We start from the raw sequence: 24089 nt of genomic DNA on the forward strand, positions 1-24089 counted from the left end.
TCAATCGACGTACGGGGGATTCCCATGCACCACATTTGGCATACGAAGAAGGCCGAACCGGGCCCTGGCGGCTCAGCTCTCGGTGAGCCGTCCCGCCGCCACCTCGACGCGGCGCGTCGTGCGGACCGCCTCCAGCATCCGGCGGTCGTGCGTGACCAGCAGCAGCGTCCCCTTGTACGAGTCGAGCGCCGATTCCAGCTGCTCGATCGCCGGCAGGTCGAGGTGGTTCGTGGGCTCGTCCAGGACGAGGAGGTTGACGCCGCGGCCCTGGAGCAGGGCGAGTGCGGAACGGGTCCGCTCGCCCGGGGAGAGGGTGGTCGCGGGGCGCATCACGTGATCGGCGCGCAGGCCGAATTTGGCGAGGAGCGTGCGGACCTCGGCCGGTTCGGTGTCGGGGACGGCCGCGCAGAACGCCTCCAGCAGCGATTCCGTACCGTGGAACAGCTTCCGCGCCTGGTCCACCTCCCCCACCACCACACCGGAGCCCAGGCTCGCGTGCCCCGAGTCCAGCGGGAGGCGGCCGAGCAGGGCGGCGAGCAGCGTCGACTTCCCGGCGCCGTTGGCTCCGGTGATGGCGATCCGGTCCGCCCAGTCGATCTGGAGCGAGACCGGGCCGAACGCGAAGTCCCCGCGCGTGACCCGCGCCTCCCGCAGGGTCGCCACGACGGAGCCGGAGCGCGGCGCGGAGGCGATCTCCATCCGCAGCTCCCACTCCTTGCGCGGCTCCTCCACGACATCGAGCCGCTCGATCATGCGCTGGGTCTGGCGGGCCTTCGCGGCCTGCTTCTCGCTCGACTCGCTACGGAATTTCCGGGCCATCTTGTCGGAATCGCCGGCCTTGCGGCGCGCGTTCCTGACGCCCTTGTCCATCCAGGAGCGCTGCATGAGGGCGCGGCCTTCGAGCGCGGAGCGCTTGTCCGCGAACTCCTCGAACTCCTCCCTGGCGTGCCTGCGGGCCCGCTCGCGCTCCTCAAGGTAGGCGGCGTAGCCACCGCCGTAGAGGTTGATCTGCTGCTGGGCGAGGTCGAGTTCGAGGACCTTGGTGACCGTGCGCATCAGGAACTCGCGGTCGTGACTGATGACGACCGTGCCCGCGCGGAGCCCGGAGACGTACCGTTCGAGCCGTTCCAGGCCGTCGAGGTCGAGGTCGTTGGTGGGTTCGTCGAGCAGGAAGACGTCGTAGCGGGAGAGCAGCAGCGAGGCGAGGCCGACGCGGGCCGCCTGGCCGCCGGAGAGGGTGGTCATCGGCAGGTCGAGGCCGACGGTCAGCCCGAGCTCCGCTGCGACCTCCTCCGCCCGTTCGTCCAGGTCGGCGCCGCCGAGGGCGAGCCAGCGTTCCAGCGACTCGGAGTACGCGTCGTCGGAGCCGGGCGCGCCGTCCACGAGGGCCTGGGTGGCGGCGTCCATCGTCGCCTGGGCCTCTGCGACTCCGGTCCGGCGGGCCAGGAACTCCCGCACCGTCTCCTCCGGGCGCCGCTCCGGTTCCTGCGGGAGGTGGCCGACGGTGGCGGTGGGCGGGGAGAGCCGCAGCTCGCCCTCCTCCGGCTGGTCGAGCCCGGCGAGCAACCGCAGGAGCGACGATTTTCCGGCGCCGTTGACTCCGACGAGACCGATCACATCGCCGGGAGCGACCACGAGGTCGAGTTCGGCGAAGAGAGTGCGGTCGCCGTGTCCGGCGGCGAGGTCCTTGGCGACGAGGGTGGCAGTCATCAGGAGGTCGATCCTAATCGGCGCCCGGGGGCGCCGGTCGCCCGGAGCATCGCCAGGCCCGTTCGCCTCGGCTAGGGTCCTTCCCCTGAATCGGGTGGGCCGGGCAGAGACGAGCGGCGGTGCGGCAGTGTCGGAAGTGATCGTGGTGGGCGGTGGGGTCAGCGGCCTCACCACAGCGGTGGTGCTGGCCGGACGTGGTCACCGGGTGCGGGTCTGGTCCAGGCAGCCCGCCGCGGCAACGACCTCCGCGGTGGCGGGGGCCCTGTGGTGGCCGTACCGGATCGAGCCGCGGGACCGGGTCGGGGACTGGTCACTGACTTCGCTGAGCTGGTACGAGGAGCTGGCCGCCCGGCCTTCGGAGACCGGGGTACGGCTGGTCAGCGGCCTGCACCGGGGCGAGCGGCTCGCGGCGCTCGGGGCGTGGGCCGGGAAGCTGAGGGATGTGGCGGAGAGCGCGGAGGGGCTGCGCTGCCGGCTGCCGCTGATCGACATGCCGGTGCACCTCGACTGGCTGGAGGAACAGGTCAGGACCGCCGGGGGCTCGGTCGAGCGGCGCACGGTCAGCTCCTTCGACGAGGCCGCCGCCGAAGCGTCGACGGTGGTGAACTGCACGGGGCTCGGTGCCCGTGAGCTGGTCCCTGACCCCGGTATGCGGCCCGTACGCGGTCAGCTGGTCATGGTGGAGAACCCGGGGATCGAGGAGTGGTTCACCGAGGCGGACCCGGCGTCCGACGCGACGACGTACTTCTTCCCGCAGCCGGGCCGGCTGGTGCTCGGCGGCACCGCCGGCACGGACGACTGGCGCACCGTGCCCGATCCCCGTGTGGCCGAGGAGATCGTGGCACGGTGCGCCCGGGTCCGGCCCGAGATCGCCGGCGCGCGGATCATCGGGCACCGGGTGGGGCTGCGGCCGGCCCGGGATGCGGGGGTCCGCATCGAGGCCGAGCCGCTGCCCGGCGGCGGGCGCCTGGTGCACAACTACGGGCACGGGGGCGCGGGGGTGACCGTGGCCCTGGGCTGCGCGGAGGCGGCGGCCCTGCTGGTGGACTGAAGGGGCGGGCGCACGGAGCCGCAGGGCGGCCCCGCTCAGTCGGCGGCCGGGCTCGAACCGCCGGGCTTGTCGCCGTCGCGTTCGGTGCTGATCTGACTGCCGCCGGGACCGATCCGGATCTCGAAGTCGCCGTCGTACTTCGCGTGCCCCTCGATGACGGCGGACTCGACCGCCTCCACCCCGAACTCGCGTCGGACGATGAGCGGGTCCTCGCGCAGGTCCCGCATCAGCGCCACGCACATCCCGATCATGACGATGGTGAAGGGCGCGGCCACCAGGATGGTCAGGTTCTGCAGGCCGGCCAGCGCGTCGCCCTTGCCGTTCCCGATCAGCAGCATGACCGCCGCCACCGCACCGGTGGTGACGCCCCAGAAGACGACGACCCACTTGGCCGGTTCGAGGATGCCCTTCTGGGACAGCGTGCCCATCACGATGGACGCGGCGTCGGCGCCCGACACGAAGAAGATGCCGACCAGGATCATCACGAGCAGGCTCATCACCGTGGGGATGGGGAACTGCTGGAGTACGCCGAAGAGCTGGGCCTCCTGGGTGTCGGCGCCATCGAGCTTCCCGGCCTCCTGGAGCTTGATCGCGGTGCCGCCGAAGATCGCGAACCAGATCAGGCTGACCGTGCTGGGAACCAGGATGACCCCGCCGATGAACTGACGGATGGTCCGGCCGCGGCTGATCCTGGCGATGAACATGCCGACGAAGGGGGTCCAGGAGATCCACCAGGCCCAGTAGAAGACGGTCCAGCTGCTGAGCCAGTCGGCGACCTCGCCCTCGCCGGTCGCCTCCGTGCGGCCGGCGAGCTGGGGCAGATCACCGATGTAGGCGGCGATCGAGGTGGGCAGCAGGTCGAGCACGATGATGGTGGGGCCCGCGATGAACACGAACACGGCGAGGATCAGGGCGAGCACCATATTGATGTTGGACAGCCACTGGACGCCCTTTTCCACGCCGGAGATCGCCGAGGCGACGAAGGCCACGGTCAGCACGGCGATGATCAGGACGAGCAGCCCGGTACCGGTCTTCTCCTTCCAGTTCAGCTCGTGGAATCCGCTGCCGATCTGGAGTGCGCCCAGGCCGAGCGAGGCGGCCGAGCCGAAGAGCGTGGCGAAGATGGCGAGGATGTCGATCAGCCTGCCGACGCCGCCGTGGGCGTGCCGGGCGCCGATGAGCGGTTCGAAGACGGCGCTGATGGTCTGCCGCCTGCGGCGCCGGAAGGTGCTGTACGCGATGGCGAGGCCGACCACCGCGTAGATCGCCCAGGGATGGAGCGTCCAGTGGAAGAGGGTGGTGGCCATCGCGGTCTGCATCGCTTCCGCGGCGTCCGCGGGATGGGTGCCGGGCGGATGGTGGACGAAGTGCGCCAAGGGCTCGCTCACTCCGTAGAACATCAGGCCGATGCCCATGCCTGCGCTGAACATCATGGCGACCCACGACACGGTCCGGAATTCCGGCTCCTCGCCCTCCTGGCCGAGGGTGATCCTTCCGTAGCGGCTGATGGCGAGCCAGAGCGCGAAGACCACGAACCCGGAGGCGGCCAGCATGAAGGCCCAACCGCCGTTGTGCATGAGTCCGTTGAGCAGTGTGCTGGAGACGTCCTCCAGCGAGTCGGTGGCGGTGGCCCCCCAGACCACGAAGGCGAGGGTGAGGACGGCGGTGACGCCGAACACCACCCGGTCGGTCGTGGGGCGCCGGCCATGGGTCGGGTCGCCGGGCAGATCCGCCGTCACCGACAGATCTCCCCTGCCGCCCGTTCTCTGATCGTCCTGCGACACGAAAGGCACCTTTCACGGAAGCTGAAGTTTCGCTCTCCGTAGGCAGTACCACACGCGGCGCACATCTTCCGGGATCAACAAGCGGTATCGGCTTGACCGTTTATGAGGTGGTATGACGCACGTGCGTCCAGCAGGAGCGGGATCAGCTTCCGGGCAGGCTGGTCCAGCGGTACGTACACACCGTCACCGTCGGGCCGGGAGGTGACGCCGTGCAGGGCGAGTTCGTCCCCGGCCGCGGCGGACCCGTGTGCCGTGAGCCGGTAACCGCAGGGCGGTCGTGCGAGGACGTCGCCGGGCTCCGGGTCCTCGTTGTCGGCCCCGCCCAGCAGGACCGGGCCCCGGCCGGACGCTCCGGACGCCCGGGACGCGGCCGTGGCTGCGGCGATCTCACCGCGCCGTTCCTCGACGTAGGAGAACAGCCCTCTGAGTGCGGCGAGTTGGGAGTGCACCCTGCGCCGGTCGTTGACCGCTGGATCGGTGCGCTCGGCGTCGGTGAGCGGGTCCACCCGGGATTCGACGAGCAGGGCCACCGCGTGTTTGAGACCCGCCGCGTTGCGCAGGATGCGCTCCTGTCCGTCGCCCGCCGTCTGCTTGACCGGCCGGCCGGTGACCGGGTCCGTCCAGATGCCGTAGAGCCCGCTGTCGTGTCCGGCGGACCTGGCGGCCGGGCGCACATAGCGTGCGGCCAGGAGCCTGGACTCGTCGCGCACCCGGTCGTCGACGTTGGGGTTGCGGGGCCACAGGACGGTCAGGTCCTTGTCGTAGTACGGCGGGCTGGCGCCGTATTCGTGCAGGTCGTACACCACATCGGGCGCGTGGTCGCGGAGCACCGCCGCGATGGCGCGGCTCTCGGCGGTGTGCAGCGCGATGTGGTCACGGTTGATGTCCACGTCGTCCGAGTTGCCCCGGGTACCGGCGGCACTGCCGTCGGGGTTGGCGGTGGGAATGACGAGGATCTCGGTGCGGGCGAGGAAGTCACGGGTGGCCCGGTCCCTGGCGTGTCCGAGGTCGCGGACCATCGTCAGACAGGCCTCACGGGCCGCCGGTTCGTCGCCGTGCTGGCTGCATACGAGGAGCACGGTCAGCGCGCCCGGACGCCGGCCGCCGATCCGGACGAGCCGCAACGGGCGGCCCTGCTCCGTCGTGCCGATCCGCTCCACGGAGGCCCCGTCGCCGCGCCCGCCGACGGCCGCGAGCAGTGAGCGTTCCCCGGCCGGGGAGGTCCAGCGAGCCCCGTCGGCGGTCTCGAATCCGGTATGCGGCGCGGTCCGCGCGGCCTCGGCGGAGCCCGTGAGCAGCGCACCGGCCAGCGCGGTGGCGACGGCCGCGTGCACGAGAGCGCGGATCCGGCGAGGGCCGGCCCGCCGGCTGCGGCCGTCCGGCGCGTGGCCACCCCGTGCACGTCTCGGCATGGCCGGAAGGTACCGTGCCGGGCGCCCGCGCGACAGGGCCTGGGGCGGAGCCGCGCGGCCGTGCGACGGGGCCCGGGGCCGAGCCGGGCGGCCGCGCGACCGGATACCCCGGTCGCCTCCCCGCGCCAGGTCGTAGGCTGGCGGGGTCCGTGCTGTTCGGCCGGGACCCGGCCGGATCCCGCCCCCTCCCGCGCCTCCGAGGAGCGTCCCTTGCCCCGTTCCGCCCCCGATGCCTCTCACGCACGCCCCACACTGGAAGCCGTGGCGGCCCGCGCCGGGGTGTCCCGGGCGACGGCCTCCCGGGTGGTCAACGGCGGTGCGGGGGTGCGGCAGCCGCTGGTGGACCAGGTGCGCAAGGCGGTCGACGAGCTCGGCTATGTGCCGAACCACGCCGCCCGGACCCTGGTGACCCGGCGCAACGGGGCGGTCGCCGTCATCATCGACGAGCCCGAGATCCGGATCTTCTCCGACCCCTTCTTCTCCCAGCACATCCGTGGCATAAGCCGCGAACTCATCATCTACGACGCCCAGTTGGTGCTGCTCCTGGTGGAGGGGAGCGGGGATTTCGAAAGGGTCACCCGCTATCTGGCCGGTGGCCATGTGGACGGTGTGCTGGCCTTCTCGCTGCACACGGACGACGAACTGTCCTCGGTCATACGCCGGTTTCGGGTGCCGACGGTCTACGGCGGGCGCCCCGGACGGCCGGGCGCCTCCGGCCCCCCGGTCCCCTACGTCGACTGCGACAACCGGGGCGGCGCCCGCGAGGCGGTACGCCATCTGGCCTCGCTCGGCCGCCGGCACATCGCGCACATCGCGGGCCCGCGCGACCAGACCTCGGCCCTGGACCGCATCGAGGGCTACTTCGACGTGCTGCCGGACGGTGATCCCGCGCTGGTCGCGGACGGTGACTTCACGGCGGAGGGCGGCGCCCGCGCGATGGCCGGGCTGCTGGCGAGGCGGCCGGACCTGGACGGTGTCTTCGCCGCCAACGACCTGATGGCCTCCGGCGCCCTGCGGGTGCTGCGGGAGCACGGCCGCCGGGTACCGCAGGACGTGGCGCTGGTCGGCTTCGACGACCTGGAGTCGGTCGCGGAGACGACCGATCCCCCACTGACGACGGTCCGTCAGGACGTGGTGAGCATGGGCAGGCTGATGGTCAGGCTGTTGATGGACCGGCTCAACGACGGCACCGGGGACGCCGGCCCGGTCATCATGCCGACGCAGCTGATCCGGCGCGCTTCCGCCTGATCCCGGCCTCCCGACGGTCCGCCCGCGCCCGGCGCGCCCTCGGCAGATACCGCAGCCGCTCCGGCAGCACCGGCACCACCAGCCGCACCACTCCGCAGAACCGCCGCAGCGCCCGCTCCTGCCCGTCCGTCCACTCCAGCCCGATCGCCTCGCGCGCGTCCGGAGGCATCAGCCCGACGGTGAGGAAGCTCCGGAACCGGGCCAGCGGCGGACGGAGCACCGGCCACAGCACCCTCAGCACCAGTCGCGGGAGCAGCGGCCCCCGGTCCGGCGGCGGCACCGGGGTACCGGGGTCGACGAGTTCGTCGACGACGACGGTCCGCTCGATCTCACCGGCCAGCATGCCCCGGTAGTACGGCCAGAACTCCTCGATGGACCGAGGCATGTCCCGGTCGCGGATCCCGAGCACCCGGCCCACCTGGAGCCACTCCCGGTACAGCGCCCGCTCCTGCTCCGCGTCGAGCGGGCGGACCAGGTATCGCGCCGCGTGCTGGTACACGGGGAATCCGGTGGCGTACACCCATGCGTAGTTCGCCGGTGACAGGGCGTGGTAGGGGCGCCCCCGGGTGTCGGTGCCCCGAATGGTGCGGTGCAGCCGGCGGAGCCTGCGCCCCTCCTCCACCGCCTCCGCTCCCCCGTACACCCAGAGCTGGAGCGAGCGCAGGGACCGTTCACCCCTCCCCCACGGGTCCGTACGGAAGACGGAGTGCTCGTCGACACCTGCGCCGACCGCGGGATGGGCGACCTGGAGGGTGAGGGCGGCGGGCAGCATCAGCAGGGCCCGGATGTCGCCGGACAGGCTCCACAGCACACCTCCTGGCGGGGGCGGTACGGGGTCCTGCTCGCTGCTCATTCGGTGCTCCCGGCGGTCGGTACGGGCGCCCGGCCCGGCGGCCGGCCCCGCCTCATCCAGTATGCGAGCGCTTCGGACGTCACGCGCACCGGCCCCCGCCGCACCCCGTCACACGACCGCCCGTCGGCACTGTTGACGGGACCCATGAAACAAGTCAATAGTATTTGTAACTTTGACTCTCAAAGCAGATGGCCCATCACATCCCTTGCTCATCAAGCGAGTTGAAGCATGACACCCAGGCATCACACCCCCGCATCACACACCGGAGCGGTCCCGCAGGGAACCGGTACACGGACAGGAGGGCGCACCATGGGCCGATACAGCCGCCTGCGCGAGATTCGCCGGATGGATCCGGCGCGCGACTACGCCGAGATCCTTCGGCTGATCTCTCAGTACGAGTTCCCCTGGGACTACCGGCAGGGGGTGAGCGTCGCCTTCCTCCGCGACTACGGGGTCCCCCGGATCTCCGTGCTGCTGGACCGGACCCAGGAGTTCGAACGGGCCGGGCAGAAGCGGTACGACGACACGGTGCTGATCGGGTACGAGATGGCCGCCGAGGGCTTCGACTCGGAGCGCGGGCGGGCGGCGGCCCGGCACCTCAACCGGATCCACGGGAAGTACCGGATACCCAACGAGGACTTCCTGTACGTCCTGGCGACCACCGTCGTCGGGCCGAAGCGCTGGATCGACCGGTTCGGCTGGCGGCCCCTGTGCCGGGTGGAGACACAGGCGCTGACCGAGGTGGGCCGGAAGATGGCCGCGATGATGGGTATCGAAGGCGCACCGGACACCTACGAGGGATTCGAACGGCTGCTGGACGCCTACGAGGAGCGGATGTTCGCGTACGACCCGGCGAACCGGCGGGTCGCCAACGCCACGTTCCGGACCATGGCCGGCTGGTACCCGCGCCCGCTGCGTCCGCTGATCGCGCGCTTCTCGCTCGCCCTGCTGGACGAACCGCTGCTGCGCGCCCTGGGGTTCCGGGCACAGCCCCGCTGGGTCCGGTCCGCGGCCGCCGGGTCGCTGCGCGCCCGCTCGCACTGTGTCCGCCTCCTCCCGGCGCGGCCCCGCCGGCTGCCCTCGCGTCCGCAGCCGCGCTCCTATCCCTTCGGCTGGCGGCTGGACGACCTCGGGCCGCACTGGGCCGGCAGCCGCCCCCTGGAGCCGCTGCCCGACGAGACGGCCGCCGCCTGAGCCGCCCCGGGCGGTGAGCGGACCCCGCACCGCGGCGGCGAAGACCGGACCCGGTCCCGGCGCCTCAGCGACCGGGCGGGCGCTCCGCGGAACGGGTCGCAAGCAGCGGCACCAGATAGCGCCGGGCGAACTCCCGCACCTGGGTGTCGTCGTCCAGCTCGAAGCAGCTGACGGGGTTGAGGAGGAAGGAGACGGTGATCCGCACCATCAGTTCGGCGACCGGTGTCGGATCACTGGCCGGGCGGCCCTCCGCGCGCCGGGCGTCACGCAGCCGGTCCGCCAGGTACCCGCGGATGGCGAGGAGGGCCGGTCCGCTCTCCACGGTCAGGAACGGCAGCATGGTCTCGGGTTCCAGCCTCAGCAGACCGCCGATGAGCGGATGCTCGCGGATGTGCCGGAGCACCGCGGTGAAGCCCTCGACGAGCCGGTCCTCCGTCGTGGGCAGGGCGGCCACCACGTCGTCCACCTCCACGAGGAAGCGGCGGTACTCACGCAGCAGGCAGGCGGAGACGAGGCTGTCCTTGTTGCCGATCCGCCGGTAGACGGTCACGCGCGAGACCCCGGCCCGTTTGGCGACGTCGTCGACGGTGGAGCGGCGCAGCCCGAAGGTCATGAACTGCTCACGCGCGGCGTCGAGGATCTGCTCGCTCAGGGCGTCGGAGGGCGGCGGCCCGTCCAGCGCACGGGCCAGCAGCGCCTCGTCCGTGCTCCGTGCGGCCATGGGACCTCCCCGTTCCGTGCCGGTTCGGGTCCACCATAGTGGCGTCGCAACAGAGAGCTCCGTCCTGTCACTCTGTCACTTCCGCGTCAGTCGAAGTCGTACACCGTCACCTCGACCCCCCGGCTCAACAGCCGCTGTTCCAGCAGGGGTTCGACGCGTGACCACTTCCCGCCCGCCAGCCCGCAGCCGATCCGCGGCATATGGACGGAGGCCCCCAGCTCAAGGGCCCTGTCGGCAACCGCGCCCAGCGCCGTGTCGATCGCCTCGTAGCGCACCGGCACCCCCTGGCTGCCGGTGCGCATTCCCCGCTGGCCCACCATGTTCGCCATCCAGATGTACGGGCTCACATGGACGAACTGGACGGCGCCGAGACCGAAGTCGTTGCCTGCCCGTTCGCGGTGCCAGCTTCGGTAGCGGGCCTCCGGTTCCGGCCAGCGGCGCGAGACCGCGAGGACGAAACCCTTGCCCCAGCCGCCCAGATCGTTGCAGACGTGGGCGATCAGCTTGACACCCTTGCCCCGCGGAGCGGTGGCGTCCCCCCGTACGTAAACGATCTCGGTCATCGCACCAGCGTACGAGCGCGCGCTGACAACGGGTGGGCGGCGCACCCGTCCTGCCGGGGGCCGCGGGGCCGGGGGCCGGAGTGCGTGGCGAGGCCTGTCGGGGCCGCTTCACCGCTCGTCGGCCGTCTCCAGGATCGCGCGGAGCCGCGACAGGCACTCGCGGGCGAAGGCGGGAAAGGTGTGCCAGTAGTACGGCACCCCGCTGATACCGACCCCGACGGCCCAGGCGCGGGCGCGCGACCACGTCACGTCGTCCAGGTCCATCGCGTCCCAGTACGCCTGTCGGGCCGAGGGCGGAAAATCCCACAGGGGCGCGTGTTCGGCATCGGGGAAGCCGACCGAGAGGGCTCCGAAGTCGATGACCGCGTGCAGCCTGCCCCGGTGGACCAGGAGGTTGGTGGGTTTGAGGTCGCCGTGCAGCCACACCTGCCGGCCGGACGGCTCGGGCAGTTCGAGCGCGCCGCGCCACAGGTCCCGCAGGCGTGCGAGGTCGAGGTCGAGGCCCTGGATCGACCGGCAGTCGTCGAAGTACGCGCTGACCGACCGGTCGCACTCCCGCAAGCCGCCGCCGCGGTACCAGCTGAGCGCGCCCTCACGAGCGGCTCCCATGAGGGGGATGGAGTGCAGCCTCCGCACGACCGCCGCCAGATCCGCGCCGAAGCGGGGCCAGTCGGTGACCGATCCGGGGCCGGTCTCCTCGCCCTCGATCCAGCGGTAGACCGACCAGTCGAGCGGGAAGGAGGAGTCCGGCGAGCCGGCGTACACCGGCTCCGGGATGCGGCAGGGAAGATGCGGCGCCAGCCGAGGCAGCCACGTCTGTTCCTTCCGTACCGCCTTCGCGTTGTCCGCGGTGCGTGGCAGCCGTACGAGCAGCTGGTCGCCGAGCCGGTACATCGTGTTGTCCGAGCCCGCACCGGCCGGCGTGATGGGGAGGGCGGCCCAATCGGGGCGCTGCTCCCGCAGCAGCTCCCGGACGACGGCCTCGTCCGCATCGATCTCGTTCTCATGAAGTGTCACGGCGAAAGCCTGGTGCCCGCGCCTCGCCGCCGCCAGTGAATTCCCTCGCGCTCCGCCGCCGCCGGGCACTTTCACAACAGTGGTGAGACAGCAATACTGTTGAACCTGATCGACGCACACGCCCGGCAGTTCATCCGCGGGGTCGGACACGAGGAGCAGAGATGGCGACCGGGACAGAGGAGCCGAGGCTCACGGTCGACGAGCTGGCCGCTCGCGCCGGGGTGACGGTGCGCACGGTGCGCTTCTACAGCACCCGGGGGCTGCTGCCGCCGCCGGTCATCGGACCGCGCCGGGTGGGGCACTACGGACACGACCACCTCTCGCGCCTCGCGCTGATCGAGGAGCTCCAGCACCAGGGCATGACGCTCGCCGCGATCGAACGCTACCTGGAGCAGCTGCCGCCCGATCTGAGCGCCCAGGACCTGGCGATCCACCGGGCGCTGGTGGCCTCCTGGGCGCCGGACTCGGCGGAGGACGTGAGCCGGGCGGAGCTGGAGCGCCGCGCGGGGCGGGCGCTGACCGGGCAGGATCTCGACCGGCTGGCCGCGATGGGGGTGCTGGAGCGGGCCGATCCGGGCGAGGCCCCCTACCGGGTGGATCCGGGGCTGCTGCGGCTCGGGGTGGAGCTGCTCGACGTGCCGATCGCGCACGAGACGATCCTGGCCGCCCGTACGGTCCTGCTGGAGCACACCCGCTCGGCCGCCCAGGAGCTGACCCGGCTCTTCCGGGACGAGGTGTGGAGTCCGTACCGGGAGCGGGAGTCGGACCCGGAGCACGTCAAGGCGATGAAGTCGCTGTCGGCGCACATGCAGCCGATGGTGCTCCAGGCGCTCGTGACCGCCTTCCAGCGGTCGCTGAAGGAGGAGCTGCGGGCCGCGTTCACCGCCGAGTGACGGTGAACGCGGCGCGCGGCGGCCTCAGTCGTGGTCAGTCGTGGAAGGTCTCGCCCTTCTCCGCCTTCGACACGAGCAGCGCGGGCGGCAGGAACCGGTCCCCGTACCGTCCGGCGAGTTCCCGGGCGCGGGCCACGAAGCCGGGCAGGCCGCCCTCGTACCCGTTGATGTACTGGAGCACGCCGCCGGTCCACGGCGGGAAGCCGATGCCCATGATGGAGCCGATGTTGGCGTCCGCGACGGTGATCAGGACGTTCTCCTCCAGGCAGCGGACGCTGTCCAGGGCCTCGGAGAAGAGCATCCGCTCCTGCATGTCGGTGAAGGAGATGTCCGTGCCGGGTCGCGTGAAGTGTTCGCGCAGTCCGGGCCAGAGGCGGGTGCGCTTGCCGTTCTCGTCGTACTCGTAGAAGCCCGCGCCGCCGCTGCGGCCGGGGCGGCCGAACTCGTCGACCATCCGGTCGATGACCGAGTCCGAGGGGTGGCCGGCCCAGCTGCCGCCCGCCTCCTCGACGGCCCTGCGGGTCTCGTCGCGGATCTTGCGAGGCAGGGTGAGGGTCAGCTCGTCCATCAGGGAGAGCACCTTGGCCGGGTATCCGGCCTGGGCGGCGGCCTGTTCGACGGAGGCGGGCTCGACGCCCTCGCCGACCATCGCGACGCCCTCGTTGATGAACTGGCCGATGACGCGCGAGGTGAAGAAGCCGCGCGAGTCGTTGACGACGATCGGGGTCTTCCTGATCCGGCGGACCAGGTCGAAGGCGCGGGCCAGGGCCTCGTCGCCGGTCTTCTCGCCCTTGATGATCTCGACGAGCGGCATCTTGTCGACGGGCGAGAAGAAGTGCAGCCCGATGAAGTCGGCCGGGCGCGTGACCCCTTCGGCCAGGGCCGTGATGGGGAGTGTGGAGGTGTTGGAGCAGAGCAGCGCGTCGGGCTCGATGATGTCCTGGATCTCCTGGAACACCTGGTGCTTGAGCTCGGTGTTCTCGAAGACGGCCTCGATGACTGCGTCGCAGCCCGCGAGGTCTGCCGGGTCGCCGGTCGGGGTGATCCGGGCCAGCAGCTCGTCGCGCTTCGCCTCGGTGGTGCGGCCCCGGGACAGCGCCTTGTCGAGCAGCTTCTCGCTGTACGCCTTGCCCTTGGCGGCGGCCCCCGCGGAGACGTCCTTGAGGACGACGTCGATGCCGGCCTTGGCGCAGGAGTACGCGATGCCCGCGCCCATCATCCCGGCGCCGAGCACGGCCACCTTGCGGACCTGGCGCTCCTCGATGTCCTTGGGGCGGCTGGCGCCGGAGTTGACGGCCTGGAGGTCGAAGAAGAACGCCTGGATCATGTTCTTGGAGACCTGGCCGGTGACCAGCTCGGTGAAGTACCGGGCCTCGATGGTCAGGGCGGTCTCGAAGTCGACCTGGGAGCCCTCGACGGCCGCGGCCAGGATGTTGCGCGGCGCGGGCATCGGCGCGCCGTTCAGCTGCTTCTTCAGGTTGGACGGGAAGGCCGGCAGGTTCGCGGCGAACTTGGGGTTCGACGGGGTGCCGCCGGGGATCCGGTAGCCCTTGACGTCCCAGGGCTGCTGGGACTCGGGGTTGGCGTCGATGAAGGCGCGGGCCTTGCTGAGCATCTCTTCCGGCGTCGCGGCGACCTCGTGGATCAGGCCGTTCTCCAGGGCGCGCCGGGGGGTGTACTGGGTGCCCTGGAGGAGCACCTTGAGCAGCGCGTCCGCGATGCCCATGAGGCGTACGGTGCGGGTGACGCCGCCGCCCGCGGGGAGCAGGCCGAGGGTGACCTCTGGCAGGCCGATCCGGGAGCCGGGCGCGTCGAGGGCGACGCGGTGGTGGGAGGCGAGGGCGATCTCGTAACCGCCGCCGAGGGCGGCCCCGTTGATGGCCGCGACGACGGGCTTGCCGAGGGTCTCGATGCGGCGCAGCGAGCTCTTGATGGCGGTGCCGGTGTCGAACGCCTGCTGGGCGTTCTCGGGGCCGACCTTGATCATGTCCTTGAGGTCGCCGCCGGCGAAGAAGGTCTTCTTCGCGGAGGTGTAGATGATGCCTCGGATGGTGTCCTTCTCGGCCTCCGCGCGGTCCGCGATCGCCGCGATGGAGTCCTTGAAGGCCTGGTTCATCGTGTTGGCGGACTGGTTGGGGTCGTCGAGTACGAGGGTGACGACGCCGGTCTCGTCCTGTTCCCAGCGGATGGTCGTGCTCTCGGTCATGTGTCTGTCTTCTCCGTAGGAAGGGGGACGGTCAGAGACGCTCGATGACGGTGGCGACGCCCATGCCGCCGCCGACGCACAGGGTGGCCAGTCCGTAGCGCTTGTCGCGCCGCTCCAGTTCGTCGATGAGGGTGCCGAGGATCATCGCGCCGGTGGCGCCGAGCGGGTGGCCGAGCGCGATGGCGCCGCCGTTGACGTTGATCTTGTCGAGGGAGAGCCCCATGTCCCTGGCGAAGCGCAGGACGACGCCGGCGAAGGCCTCGTTGATCTCGACGAGGTCGATGTCGTCGATGGTGAGCCCGGCCTTGGCTAGTGCCTTGCGGGTGGCGGGCGCCGGTCCGGTGAGCATGATGGTGGGCTCGGAGCCGGAGACGGCCGCGGCGACGATCCGGGCGCGCGGGGTGAGGCCGTACCGCTCCCCGATCTCCTTCGAGCCGATCGCGACCAGGGCCGCGCCGTCGACGATGCCGGAGGAGTTGCCGGCGTGGTGGACGTGGTCGATCTTCTCCACCCAGTGGTACTTCTGGAGCGCCACGGCGTCGAAGCCGCCCATCTCACCGATGCCCGCGAACGACGGCTTGAGCGCGGCGAGGGAGTCGGCCGTGGTGCCGGGCCGCATGTGCTCGTCGTGGTCGAGGACGACGAGACCGTTGCGGTCCTTGACGGGGACGACGGAGCGGGCGAAGCGGTTGTCCTTCCACGCCTCCGCGGCCCGTTCCTGCGACAGCGCGGCGAACTCGTCGACGTCGCGGCGCGAGAAGCCCTCGATCGTCGCGATGAGGTCGGCGCCGACGCCCTGCGGAGCGAAGCCGGTCTCGTAGTTGGTCATCGGGTCCATCGCCCACGCGCCGCCGTCCGAGCCCATCGGCACCCGGGACATCGACTCGACGCCGCCCGCGAGGATGAGGTCCTCCCAGCCCGAACGGACCTTGGCGGCGGCCAAGTTGACGGCTTCGAGGCCCGAGGCACAGAAGCGGTTCTCCTGGACGCCCGCGACGGTGTCCGGGAGGCCGGCCGCGATGGCGGCGATGCGGGCGATGTCGGAGCCCTGGTCCCCGAGCGGGCTGACGACGCCGAGGACGATGTCGTCGATGGCCGCCGGGTCCAGTCCGGGGAAGCGGCCGCGGAGCTCGTGGATCAGGCCGACGACCAGGTCGATCGGCTTGGTGCCGTGCAGGGCGCCGTTGGCCTTGCCTCGGCCGCGCGGGGTGCGGATCGCGTCGTAGACGAATGCTTCGGTACTCAAGACAGCTGCCTTTCGGGGGTGGTTTCGGCCCGGTGCGGGGGTCGGGCGAGCGGGGGTCAGGCGAGCAGCGAGCGGCCGATGATCTCCTTCATGATCTCGGTCGTGCCGCCGTAGATGGTCTGAATGCGGCCGTCGGTGAACGCCTTGGCCACCCGGTACTCCGTCATGTAGCCGTAGCCGCCGTGCAGTTGGAGGCAGCGGTCGGCCACCCGCTTCTGCAGTTCGGTGGCCCACCACTTGGCCATCGAAGCGTGCACGGCGTCGAGCGTGCCCTCGGAGTGGTCGACGATGCACCGGTCGAGGAAGGCACGGGTCACGGCGCACTCGGTGGCCATCTCCGCGATCTCGAACCGGATGTGCTGGAGCTTGGACAGCGGCCGTCCGAAGGCCTCACGCTCCTTGACGTACTCGGTGGTGATCTCCAGCAGGTGCTCGGCGGCGGCGATGCCGGCGACGGCTATGCCCATGCGCTCCTGGGCCAGGTTGGTCATCAGGTGGATGAAGGCGCCGTCCAGCTCACCGAGGAGGTTCTCCTTGGGCACGCGGACGTCGTTGAAGAACAGCTCGGCGGTGTCCTGGGACTTCTGGCCGATCTTGTCGAGGTTGCAGCCACGCTCGAAGCCCTCCGTACCGCGCTCGACGACGATGAGCGAGAGCCCCTTCGCGCCGCCCTCCGGGGTGGTCTTCGCCACGACGACGACCAGGTCGGCCAGGATGCCGTTGGAGATGAAGGTCTTGGAACCGTTGAGCAGCCAGTGGTCGCCGTTGTCCTCCGCCGTGGTGCGGATGGCCTGGAGGTCGGATCCCGCGCCCGGTTCGGTCATGGCGATGGCGGTGATCGTCTCGCCGCTGCAGAAGCCGGGCAGCCAGCGCCGCTTCTGCTCCTGTGTGCCGAGGCCGGTGAGGTAGGGGCCGATGATGTCGTTGTGCAGGCCGAGCGCGAGCCCGGGGGCGCCGGCGCGGGTGAATTCCTCTGCGAGGACGGCGCTGAAGCGGAAGTCGGTGTTGCCGCCGCCCCCGTACTCCTCGGGCACCGCGAGGCCGAGGAGCCCCTGCCGGCCGGCCGCGCGCCAGGCCTCGCGCGAGACGATGCCGTCCTTCTCCCACTGCTCGTAGTGCGGAAGGACCTCCTTGGCCAGGAAGGTGCGGACGACCTCGCGGAACGCGTCGTGCTCTTCGGTGAAGATCTGCCGCTGCATCAGTCGGTGGTGTCCTTCCGGGTGGTCCGCAGGGCCGGTACGTCCCAGTCGGCGGCGACGGCCTCCGTGTCGGCGCCCGGCCGGGCCGGGCCGCTGTGCACGGAGGCGGGCGTGGCCGAGAACCGGGGCGCGGGTGCGGGCTGGGTGAGTCCGCCGTACTCGACGAAGGTGGCGCGGGCGGCGAGGTGCGGGTGGTGCGGTGCCTCACGGAGCGAGAGGACCGGCGCCACGCAGGCGTCGGAGCCGTCGAAGACCTCGGTCCACTCGGCGCGGGTGCGGGTGCGGAAGCGGGCGGCGACGACCTCGCGCAGTTCGTCCCAGCGGGAGAGGTCACCGCGGTCCGGCGCCGTCTCCGCGATGCCGAGGAGCTCGGTGAACTCGGCGTAGAACCGCTGCTCCAGCGGGCCGACCGCCATGTACTCGCCGTCGGCGGTCTCGTACGAGCCGTAGAACGGGCAGCCGCCGTCGAGCAGGTTGGAGCCGCGCCGGTCCTGCCAGCCGCCGGCCGCGAGCATCCCGTGGACCATCATGGCGAGGTGGGCGGCGCCGTCGACGATCGCCGCGTCCACGACCTGGCCGGAGCCGCCGGGGGTGCGGGCGTGCTGGAGGGCGGCGAGGACGCCGACGACGAGGTAGAGCGAGCCGCCCGCGTAGTCCCCGAGCAGGTTGGCCGGGACGGTGGGCGGCTCGTCCGGCTTCCCGATCATGGAGAGGGTGCCGGTGAGGGCGATGTAGGCGATGTCGTGCCCGGCCCGCTCGGCCAGCGGCCCGTCCTGGCCCCAGCCGGTCATCCGCCCGTAGACGAGGCGTGGATTGCGCGCCAGGCAGGCCCCGGGGCCGACCCCCAGCCGCTCGGCGACGCCCGGCCGGTAGCCCTCGATCAGGATGTCCGCCCGTCCGGCCAGGTCCAGGACCGTATCCGGGCCGTCCTCGGCCTTGAGGTCGACGAGAACGGAGCGCTTGTTGCGGTTGGTGAGGTCGTGGGCCGGATCGATGCCGAGCCCGGCGCCGCCGGGGCGGTCGACCCGCACCACGTCGGCGCCCAGATCGGCCAGGAGCATCGCGGCGAACGGACCGGGCCCGATGCCCGCCAGCTCGACCACCCGTACTCCGGCGAGCGGGCCCCGGGGGGCGTGCGCACTGTTCCCTGCTGTTGCCATCGAGCCCCCAGCGGTATGACACAACTGATGTAACACCGGTGATGCTAAGAACGGACCGCGCTCCGCACAACCCTTTCGGCCGAGCAAGCGCTTAGTTCTTTTCGGCCGATCTTCCCCCACGAAACCCTCCCGGCCGCACACCGCCACGTCCGCCTCCGCTAGCCTCTGGCTGCTACATCGGCGCCGGCCCGTGCGGAGGCACTCGTGAACAGGCAGAGCGGGGCACAACGCCCCTATGACGTAGTCCTCTTCGGCGCCACGGGATTCGTGGGAGTCCTCACCGCCGAATACCTGGCGTCACACGCGCCACAGGGCTGCCGGTGGGCCCTGGCCGGTCGTAATCGCGCCAAACTGGAGCAGTTGCGCAATCACCTCGCCGCCCTCGATCCCGCCTGTGCGGACATCCCCCTGCTGCACGCGGACGCGGACGACGCCGGATCGCTGCGCGAACTGGCCGAGTCCACCCACGTGGTGGCCACGACGGTCGGCCCGTACATCTGGTACGGCAAGAAGCTGGTCGCGGCCTGCGCGGAGGCGGGGACGGACTACACGGACCTCTCCGGCGAGCCGGAGTTCATCGACGGGGTCTACCTGGAGCACGACGCACGGGCGCGCGAGACCGGCGCCCGGATCGTGCACGCGTGCGGCTTCGACTCCGTACCGCACGACCTCGGCGTGTACTTCACGGTGCAGCAGCTGCCCGAAGGCGTTCCGCTGCGCATCGACGGTTTCGTCCGCAGCAACGCGGCCTTCTCCGGCGGTACGTTCGCCTCCGCGCTCAACACGATGAGCCGAGGCCCGCAGATGGCGCGCGCCGCGCGGGAGCGCCGGCTGCACGAGCCGCGGCTGGTCGGCCGCCGCGCCGCCGCACCGCTCGGCGGACCGCGCTTCAGCACGGAGACCGGCACCTGGGCACTGCCGCTGCCGACGATCGACGGACAGCTCGTGAAGCGCTCCGCCCGCGCGCTGCCCCGCTACGGCCCCGACTTCCGCTACCGCCACTACGCCTCGGTCAAGCACCTTCCGGTGGCCCTGGGCGGCACGGCGGCGATGGGTGTCCTACTGGGCGCGGCGCAGGTCCCGGCCGCGCGGGCGTGGCTGATGAGCCGGTACGAGCCGGGCGCGGGCCCGGACGCGGAGCGCAGGCACCGCAGCTGGTTCACGGTCAGGTTCGTCGGCGAGGGCGGCGGCCGGCGGGTGTTCACCGAGGTGTCGGGCGGCGATCCCGGCTACGGGGAGACGGCCCGGATGCTCGCGGAGGCCTCGCTGTGCCTGGCGCTGGACGAGCTGCCGGCGGTGTCGGGGCAGGTCACGACGGCCGTCGCGATGGGCGACGCGCTGGGGGATCGTCTTCGGGCGTCCGGTCTGCGCTTCCGGGTGGCGGCGGTCCGCTGACGCGCCGCGGCCGTCGGGAGGGGGCGGCACTAGAAGATCCAGGAGGCCAGCGTGTAGAGCATCGCCCCGGCCCAGACGAACGCCACCGCACCCCCGATCAGCATGCCCGCCTCGGCTCGGCGCCGGATGGGTTGAAGGGGTGCGGTTCGGGTGGGTGTGCGAGGTACGTTCATGTGTCCAGAGTGCCGACCATGATCGTCGAACGCTATCCGTACGGATACTCAGACGCCCTCGCCCCCGCCCGCACCACCCTCAGCCGGTCGCCTCGCGCAGCGCCCGCCGGCAGAGCGCGTCCGCCCGGCGGGTGGTCTCCGGCTGACGGAAGTCCCGGGCGAGCAGCAGGGTGTGCGCGCAGGCGTTGTCGAGGCCGGTGCGGTGGCCGACGGAGACGAACACCGGTTTGGTGCCGTCCTGGGTGCGCAGCGCCCGGCCCACCTCCTCGTCCCCGTCGAGCAGCGGCGAGCGGTCGCCACGACGCGGGCCGGGCTGTTCGTACGAGAAGGTGAACGGGTTCTTCGCCACGCCGATGACCGGCAGCCCGGTGAGCACCCCCAGATGGCTGGCGAGCCCGAAGCGGCGCGGGTGCGCCTGCCCGTATCCGTCGCAGACGACGAGGCCCGGGTCGACCGGCAGGGACTCCAGCGCGGACAGCACCGTGGGGATCTCGCGGAAGGCCAGGAGTCCGGGCACGTACGGAAAGGTGACCCGGCCGACGGCGGTGGACTCGGCCACCACGTCCAGGGTGGCCGCGTCGAGCACGACGGCCGCGGCGACGACGGTATCGCGCTCGTCGTCGTAGGCGACGTCGACACCGGTCACCCGGCCGGTGCCGGGCGGCGGCCCCGGTTCGTCGAGCACCACCCGGGCGCGCAGGGAGTCCTGGAGGGCGCGGGCGGCGGCCTCGTCGGCGGGCATCTGAAGACTTGTCATGGTGGCGACCAGCTTAGAAGCCGTTGTCCAGTCCTCGCTGGATCAGCTTCGGCGCATGACGGCCGGGGGCGGGGTACCTGACCTCCCGTAGCCACCCCGCCGCTCCCGTAGCCTGGAGATCATGTTCGTACTTGAGCTTTCCTACGCCGCCCCGCTGGACCGGGTCGACGCGTTGATGAAGGACCACGCCGGCTGGCTCGACACGCAGTACGCGGCCGGGGTGTTCATCGCCTCGGGGCGCAAGAACCCGAGGGACGGCGGAGTGATTCTCGCGGTCGGGGAGGACCGGGCCGAGATCGAGCGGCTCGCGGCGACCGATCCGTTCGCCGTGCACGGTGTCTGCGTGTACCGGATCACGGAGTTCATCGCGAGCAGGACGTCGGACGCCCTCGCGCCCCACCGTCAGGAGGTGTGACCGCACCCCGGTCCGGTGAACGGTGGGTGGCGGGCGGTGACGCAGCTCACGCGGTGTCCCGGTGCACGGATCTGCGGCATCCGTCGTCTGTATCAGTGCCGGGAACCCGTTCATCCGGTCGCGAGAGGGAGCAGGTCTTGTCCATCGTTATCGAGCAGTCCGTACAGGCCCGCATGGTGGCGTCCGCACCTCAGATGGAGACGCTTCCCGCCCTCCTGAGTTACGACCGCACGGACCCCTTCGCGATCCGCATGTCCTTCCCCGCGCCCGCGACGCTGGAGGGCACCGAGGTGTCCTGGGAGTTCTCCCGGGAGCTGCTCGCGGAGGGCATGGACGCACCGGCAGGGCTGGGCGACGTACGGATCAGGCCCTTCGGGTACGACCGTACGGTGCTGGAGTTCCACGCCCCGGAGGGCATCGCGATGGTGCACGTGCGCACCGCGGAGCTGCGCCGGTTCCTGCGGCGGACCGAGCAGCTGGTGCCCGTCGGCGCGGAGCGCCGGTTCCTTGACCTGGACCGGAGCCTGACGGATCTGCTCGACGGCTCCTGCTGATTCGGCTGCCGGTCATTCGGCTGTCGGCATTCGGCTGCCGGTAATTCGTTTGCCGCTCCCCCGGAGCCGGGCGTAGCGTCTTCGGTGTCCTTGTCGTCGCCGATCGGAGTAGGACCTTGCTCGTCTGAGGTCTTGAGACACCGTGTCGCACGCCGTGCCATGTCCGTACATGCCCGCGTGCCCGAGTGTGACCTCAGCTCTTCGAGCCGTCCTCCGTGACCAGGGCCTTCCTCCACACCCCCGGAAATCCTTCCGTGGAACGCCAGTGACCGGTGTCTCATCCCGTTGCCCCTGACCTTCCTCGCAACCGGGAGATTCCCTTATGTCAGCTCCGCTCGCCCACATCACCTGCTCGTCGCTCTCCTTCGCCTGGCCGGACGGCAGCGAGGTGTTCGACGACTTCCACCTGACCGTGGGGCCGGGCCGTACGGGCCTCATCGGCGTCAACGGCGCCGGCAAGTCGACCCTGCTGCGGCTGATCGCAGGCGACCTCACCCCGGCCGGGGGCCGGATCAGGGCCACGGGCGAGGTCGGGTACCTGCCGCAGAACCTGGTCCTGGACACCGAGCTGCGGGTCGACGCGGCCCTCGGCATCGCCGGGGCCCGTGAGGCGCTGCACGCCATCGAGGCGGGCGACGTCGGCGAGGAGCGGTTCGCGGCCGTCGGCGACGACTGGGACGTGGAGGAACGGGCCCGCGCCACGCTCGACCAGCTCGGCCTCGGACACATCGGGCTCGACCGGACCATAGGTGAGGTGTCCGGCGGGGAGTGCGTGCTGCTGCGGCTGGCCGCGCTGCTGCTGGCCCGGCCTGACGTGCTGCTGCTCGACGAGCCGACGAACAACCTGGACCTGTACGCCCGGCAGCGCCTGTACGCCGCGGTCGAGGCGTGGAGCGGGGTCCTGGTCATCGTCAGTCACGACCGGGAACTCCTGGAACGCGTCGATCAGATCGCGGATCTGCGGGGTTCCGAGGTCACCTGGTACGGCGGAAACCTCTCGGCGTACGAGGCTGCGCTCGCCGTGGAGCAGGAGGCCGCCGAGCGCATGGTGCGGGTCGCGGAGGCCGATGTGCACCGGCAGAAGCGCGAACTCGCGGACGCTCAGGTCAAGCTGGCCCGGCGCAAGCGCTACGGGCAGAAGATGAACGACCAGAAGCGCGAACCGAAGATCGTCATGGGAGCCCGCAAGCGCGCCGCGCAGGAGTCCGCGGGCAAGCACCGCATCATGCACACCGAGCGGCTGGCCGAGGCGAGGGAACGCCTGGACGCCGCGGAGGAGGCGGTGCGTGACGACGACGAGATCCGGGTCGAGCTCCCGCACACCAAGGTCCATCCGGGCCGCGGGGTGCTGGTGCTGCGCGATCTGGAACTGGCCTACGGGGCCCGGGTCCAGGGCTCGTTCGAGGTGCGCGGTCCGGAGCGCATCGCGCTGGTGGGGCGTAACGGGGCGGGCAAGACCACGCTGCTGCGGACGCTCGCCGGTGAGCTGGCTCCGGTGTCCGGAGAAGCCGCGGTGGAGGTTCCGGCACGGTTCCTGCCGCAGCGGCTGGACGTGCTCGACGACGGGCTGAGCGTGGTGGAGAACGTAGCGCGGTTCGCACCGGATGCCACGGACAACGCCATCAGGGCGCGGCTGGCACGCTTTCTGTTCAAGGGGGCGCGCTCGGACCGGCCCGCGGGAACGCTGTCGGGCGGGGAGCGGTTCCGTGCGGCTCTGGCCGCGCTGCTGCTCGCGGAACCGGCTCCTCAGCTGCTGATGCTGGACGAACCGACGAACAACCTGGACCTGGCGAGCGTGCGCCGTCTGACGGCGGCGCTGGACGCGTACGAGGGAGCGCTCATCGTGGCGAGTCACGACGTGCCGTTCCTGGAGTCACTCGGAATCACGCGCTGGCTGTCGCTCGACGGCGAGCTCCGGAACACCACGGCGGACGAGGTGCGCGCGGGCATGTGAGGTGCGGGGCAGGGCTGTGCAGGGCTAGGGGTGGAGTAACGCCCAGGTCTTCGAACCGCCGGTGGCCGCCAGTGCGGGGGCGAGCCCCCAGTCTCCGCCCTGCGCTTCGACGGCGGCCGCCAGCAGCCACATGTCCGCGCTGCGGCGCTCCCTGCACTCCTCGGCCCTCTCGGGCGTTCCGTGGCACGGGTGCTGGTCGTAGAGGACGATCCGCAGCGCGTCGAACTGCCAGTGGATCCGCAGCAGCATCTCCCGGTCCGGAGTGAACCGGTAGGCGGCGGCGACCAGTTCGGACGTGGCGAGCACCGCGGTGTCGCGGAGTTCGGTGAGTTCGTGCCGGGTGAGCAGGTCACCGACGACGCGGCGGGCAAGGCCGGCGCAGAAGGCGCCACCGGGCAGAGCGAACGAATAGCTCAGATTGCCCGCTCCGGGCGGATGCGGATGGGGCCCGGCGGGGGCGAGGGCGGGGAGGCAACGCAGTGCGCCCTTCATCAAGGTACTCACAATTCCCGGTTCATGTGGCGACGGTCACACAGAGGCATGGTCGCCCCGTGTGAGACTTACGCTACCGACCGTAGCCCACA

Annotated in this window: 22 protein-coding genes; 8 read left to right on the forward strand and 14 right to left on the reverse strand. The window is 71.3% G+C overall.

Features of this window, described 5'->3' with window-relative positions:
• Positions 1–72: 72 nt before the first annotated feature.
• Complete coding sequence (locus tag RLT59_RS03575) at positions 73–1710, reverse strand: ABC-F family ATP-binding cassette domain-containing protein (protein WP_311302002.1); 1638 nt, start codon at positions 1708–1710, stop codon at positions 73–75.
• Between the two features lie 127 nt (positions 1711–1837).
• Here RLT59_RS03575 and RLT59_RS03580 point away from each other — a divergent pair, with 127 nt between their 5' ends.
• Positions 1838–2761: an FAD-dependent oxidoreductase gene (locus RLT59_RS03580; protein WP_311302003.1), complete on the forward strand. Its 924-nt coding sequence runs from the start codon at positions 1838–1840 to the stop codon at positions 2759–2761.
• Positions 2762–2796: 35 nt separating this feature from the next.
• On the opposite strand, the gene RLT59_RS03585 is transcribed toward RLT59_RS03580, so the two are convergent.
• Together RLT59_RS03585 and RLT59_RS03590 are read right to left on the reverse strand one after the other, a co-directional pair.
• Positions 2797–4545: a BCCT family transporter gene (locus RLT59_RS03585; RefSeq protein ID WP_311302004.1), complete on the reverse strand. Its 1749-nt coding sequence runs from the start codon at positions 4543–4545 to the stop codon at positions 2797–2799.
• A gap of 74 nt (positions 4546–4619) precedes the next feature.
• Positions 4620–5957: a M14 family metallopeptidase gene (locus RLT59_RS03590; RefSeq protein ID WP_311302005.1), complete on the reverse strand. Its 1338-nt coding sequence runs from the start codon at positions 5955–5957 to the stop codon at positions 4620–4622.
• 210 nt (positions 5958–6167) lie between these two features.
• Here RLT59_RS03590 and RLT59_RS03595 point away from each other — a divergent pair, with 210 nt between their 5' ends.
• Entirely contained in the window at positions 6168–7205 is a 1038-nt protein-coding gene (locus tag RLT59_RS03595; RefSeq protein WP_311302006.1) for a LacI family DNA-binding transcriptional regulator, read from the forward strand.
• On the opposite strand, the gene RLT59_RS03600 is transcribed toward RLT59_RS03595, so the two are convergent.
• Positions 7168–8058 carry an oxygenase MpaB family protein gene (locus RLT59_RS03600; RefSeq protein WP_311302007.1) on the reverse strand — a complete coding sequence of 297 codons (891 nt, stop codon included), beginning with the start codon at positions 8056–8058 and terminating at the stop codon, positions 7168–7170. The two genes, RLT59_RS03595 and RLT59_RS03600, sit on opposite strands and share 38 nt — an antisense overlap.
• Positions 8059–8367: 309 nt before the next feature.
• On the opposite strand from RLT59_RS03600, the gene RLT59_RS03605 reads away from it, so the two are divergent.
• On the forward strand, positions 8368–9252 hold the full coding sequence (locus tag RLT59_RS03605; RefSeq protein ID WP_311302008.1) for an oxygenase MpaB family protein: 885 nt from the start codon (positions 8368–8370) through the stop codon (positions 9250–9252).
• A 64-nt stretch (positions 9253–9316) separates the two neighbouring features.
• On the opposite strand, the gene RLT59_RS03610 is transcribed toward RLT59_RS03605, so the two are convergent.
• The 3 genes from RLT59_RS03610 to RLT59_RS03620 form a co-directional block, all read right to left on the reverse strand.
• Positions 9317–9973 carry a TetR/AcrR family transcriptional regulator gene (locus tag RLT59_RS03610; protein ID WP_311302009.1) on the reverse strand — a complete coding sequence of 219 codons (657 nt, stop codon included), beginning with the start codon at positions 9971–9973 and terminating at the stop codon, positions 9317–9319.
• Between the two features lie 86 nt (positions 9974–10059).
• A complete protein-coding gene (locus tag RLT59_RS03615; protein WP_311302010.1) occupies positions 10060–10536 on the reverse strand; it encodes a macro domain-containing protein in 477 nt (158 codons plus the stop codon).
• Between the two features lie 108 nt (positions 10537–10644).
• Positions 10645–11553 carry an aminoglycoside phosphotransferase family protein gene (locus RLT59_RS03620; RefSeq protein ID WP_311302011.1) on the reverse strand — a complete coding sequence of 303 codons (909 nt, stop codon included), beginning with the start codon at positions 11551–11553 and terminating at the stop codon, positions 10645–10647.
• A 161-nt stretch (positions 11554–11714) separates the two neighbouring features.
• Between RLT59_RS03620 and RLT59_RS03625 the strand changes: the two genes are divergently transcribed.
• Positions 11715–12446, forward strand: coding sequence for a MerR family transcriptional regulator (locus RLT59_RS03625; RefSeq protein WP_311302012.1), 732 nt, complete (start codon positions 11715–11717; stop codon positions 12444–12446).
• A 34-nt stretch (positions 12447–12480) separates the two neighbouring features.
• Here RLT59_RS03625 and RLT59_RS03630 read toward each other — a convergent pair whose 3' ends face one another.
• Genes RLT59_RS03630 through RLT59_RS03645 form a run of 4 tightly spaced genes read right to left on the reverse strand, consistent with a single transcriptional unit; the run spans position 12481 to position 18257 of the window.
• Positions 12481–14652, reverse strand: a complete 2172-nt coding sequence (locus RLT59_RS03630; RefSeq protein ID WP_311302013.1) for a 3-hydroxyacyl-CoA dehydrogenase NAD-binding domain-containing protein — start codon at positions 14650–14652, stop codon at positions 12481–12483.
• Positions 14653–14683: 31 nt separating this feature from the next.
• The gene (locus RLT59_RS03635; protein WP_311302014.1) at positions 14684–15898 is read right to left on the reverse strand and encodes an acetyl-CoA C-acetyltransferase; all 1215 of its coding nucleotides are present in this window, start codon (positions 15896–15898) and stop codon (positions 14684–14686) included.
• A gap of 56 nt (positions 15899–15954) precedes the next feature.
• Positions 15955–17097: an acyl-CoA dehydrogenase family protein gene (locus tag RLT59_RS03640; protein ID WP_311302015.1), complete on the reverse strand. Its 1143-nt coding sequence runs from the start codon at positions 17095–17097 to the stop codon at positions 15955–15957.
• On the reverse strand, positions 17097–18257 hold the full coding sequence (locus RLT59_RS03645) for a CaiB/BaiF CoA transferase family protein (protein ID WP_311302016.1): 1161 nt from the start codon (positions 18255–18257) through the stop codon (positions 17097–17099). Before RLT59_RS03645 ends, RLT59_RS03640 begins: the two co-directional genes overlap by 1 nt.
• A 204-nt stretch (positions 18258–18461) precedes the next feature.
• Between RLT59_RS03645 and RLT59_RS03650 the strand changes: the two genes are divergently transcribed.
• The gene (locus RLT59_RS03650) at positions 18462–19652 is read left to right on the forward strand and encodes a saccharopine dehydrogenase family protein (protein ID WP_311302017.1); all 1191 of its coding nucleotides are present in this window, start codon (positions 18462–18464) and stop codon (positions 19650–19652) included.
• A 29-nt stretch (positions 19653–19681) separates the two neighbouring features.
• Here the strand turns inward: RLT59_RS03650 and mmpA are convergent, their stop codons facing one another.
• The gene (gene mmpA, locus RLT59_RS03655) at positions 19682–19825 is read right to left on the reverse strand and encodes a morphogenic membrane protein MmpA (RefSeq protein WP_311302018.1); all 144 of its coding nucleotides are present in this window, start codon (positions 19823–19825) and stop codon (positions 19682–19684) included.
• A 79-nt stretch (positions 19826–19904) separates the two neighbouring features.
• Entirely contained in the window at positions 19905–20582 is a 678-nt protein-coding gene (locus RLT59_RS03660; protein ID WP_311302019.1) for an endonuclease V, read from the reverse strand.
• 121 nt (positions 20583–20703) lie between these two features.
• Between RLT59_RS03660 and RLT59_RS03665 the strand changes: the two genes are divergently transcribed.
• The 3 genes from RLT59_RS03665 to RLT59_RS03675 all read left to right on the forward strand — a co-directional run bounded on the left by RLT59_RS03665 (position 20704) and on the right by RLT59_RS03675 (position 23505).
• Complete coding sequence (locus RLT59_RS03665) at positions 20704–20997, forward strand: YciI family protein (protein WP_311302020.1); 294 nt, start codon at positions 20704–20706, stop codon at positions 20995–20997.
• Between the two features lie 137 nt (positions 20998–21134).
• The gene (locus RLT59_RS03670) at positions 21135–21551 is read left to right on the forward strand and encodes a spore wall synthesis regulator SsgD (RefSeq protein ID WP_311302021.1); all 417 of its coding nucleotides are present in this window, start codon (positions 21135–21137) and stop codon (positions 21549–21551) included.
• A gap of 322 nt (positions 21552–21873) precedes the next feature.
• On the forward strand, positions 21874–23505 hold the full coding sequence (locus RLT59_RS03675) for an ABC-F family ATP-binding cassette domain-containing protein (protein ID WP_311302022.1): 1632 nt from the start codon (positions 21874–21876) through the stop codon (positions 23503–23505).
• A gap of 24 nt (positions 23506–23529) precedes the next feature.
• Here the strand turns inward: RLT59_RS03675 and RLT59_RS03680 are convergent, their stop codons facing one another.
• Positions 23530–24009 (reverse strand): ATP-binding protein, encoded by a 480-nt coding sequence (locus RLT59_RS03680; RefSeq protein WP_311302023.1) that lies wholly within the window; start codon positions 24007–24009, stop codon positions 23530–23532.
• Between the last annotated feature and the right edge of the window lie 80 nt (positions 24010–24089).

This window comes from Streptomyces sp. ITFR-6, from assembly GCF_031844725.1.
GTDB lineage: Bacteria > Actinomycetota > Actinomycetes > Streptomycetales > Streptomycetaceae > Streptomyces.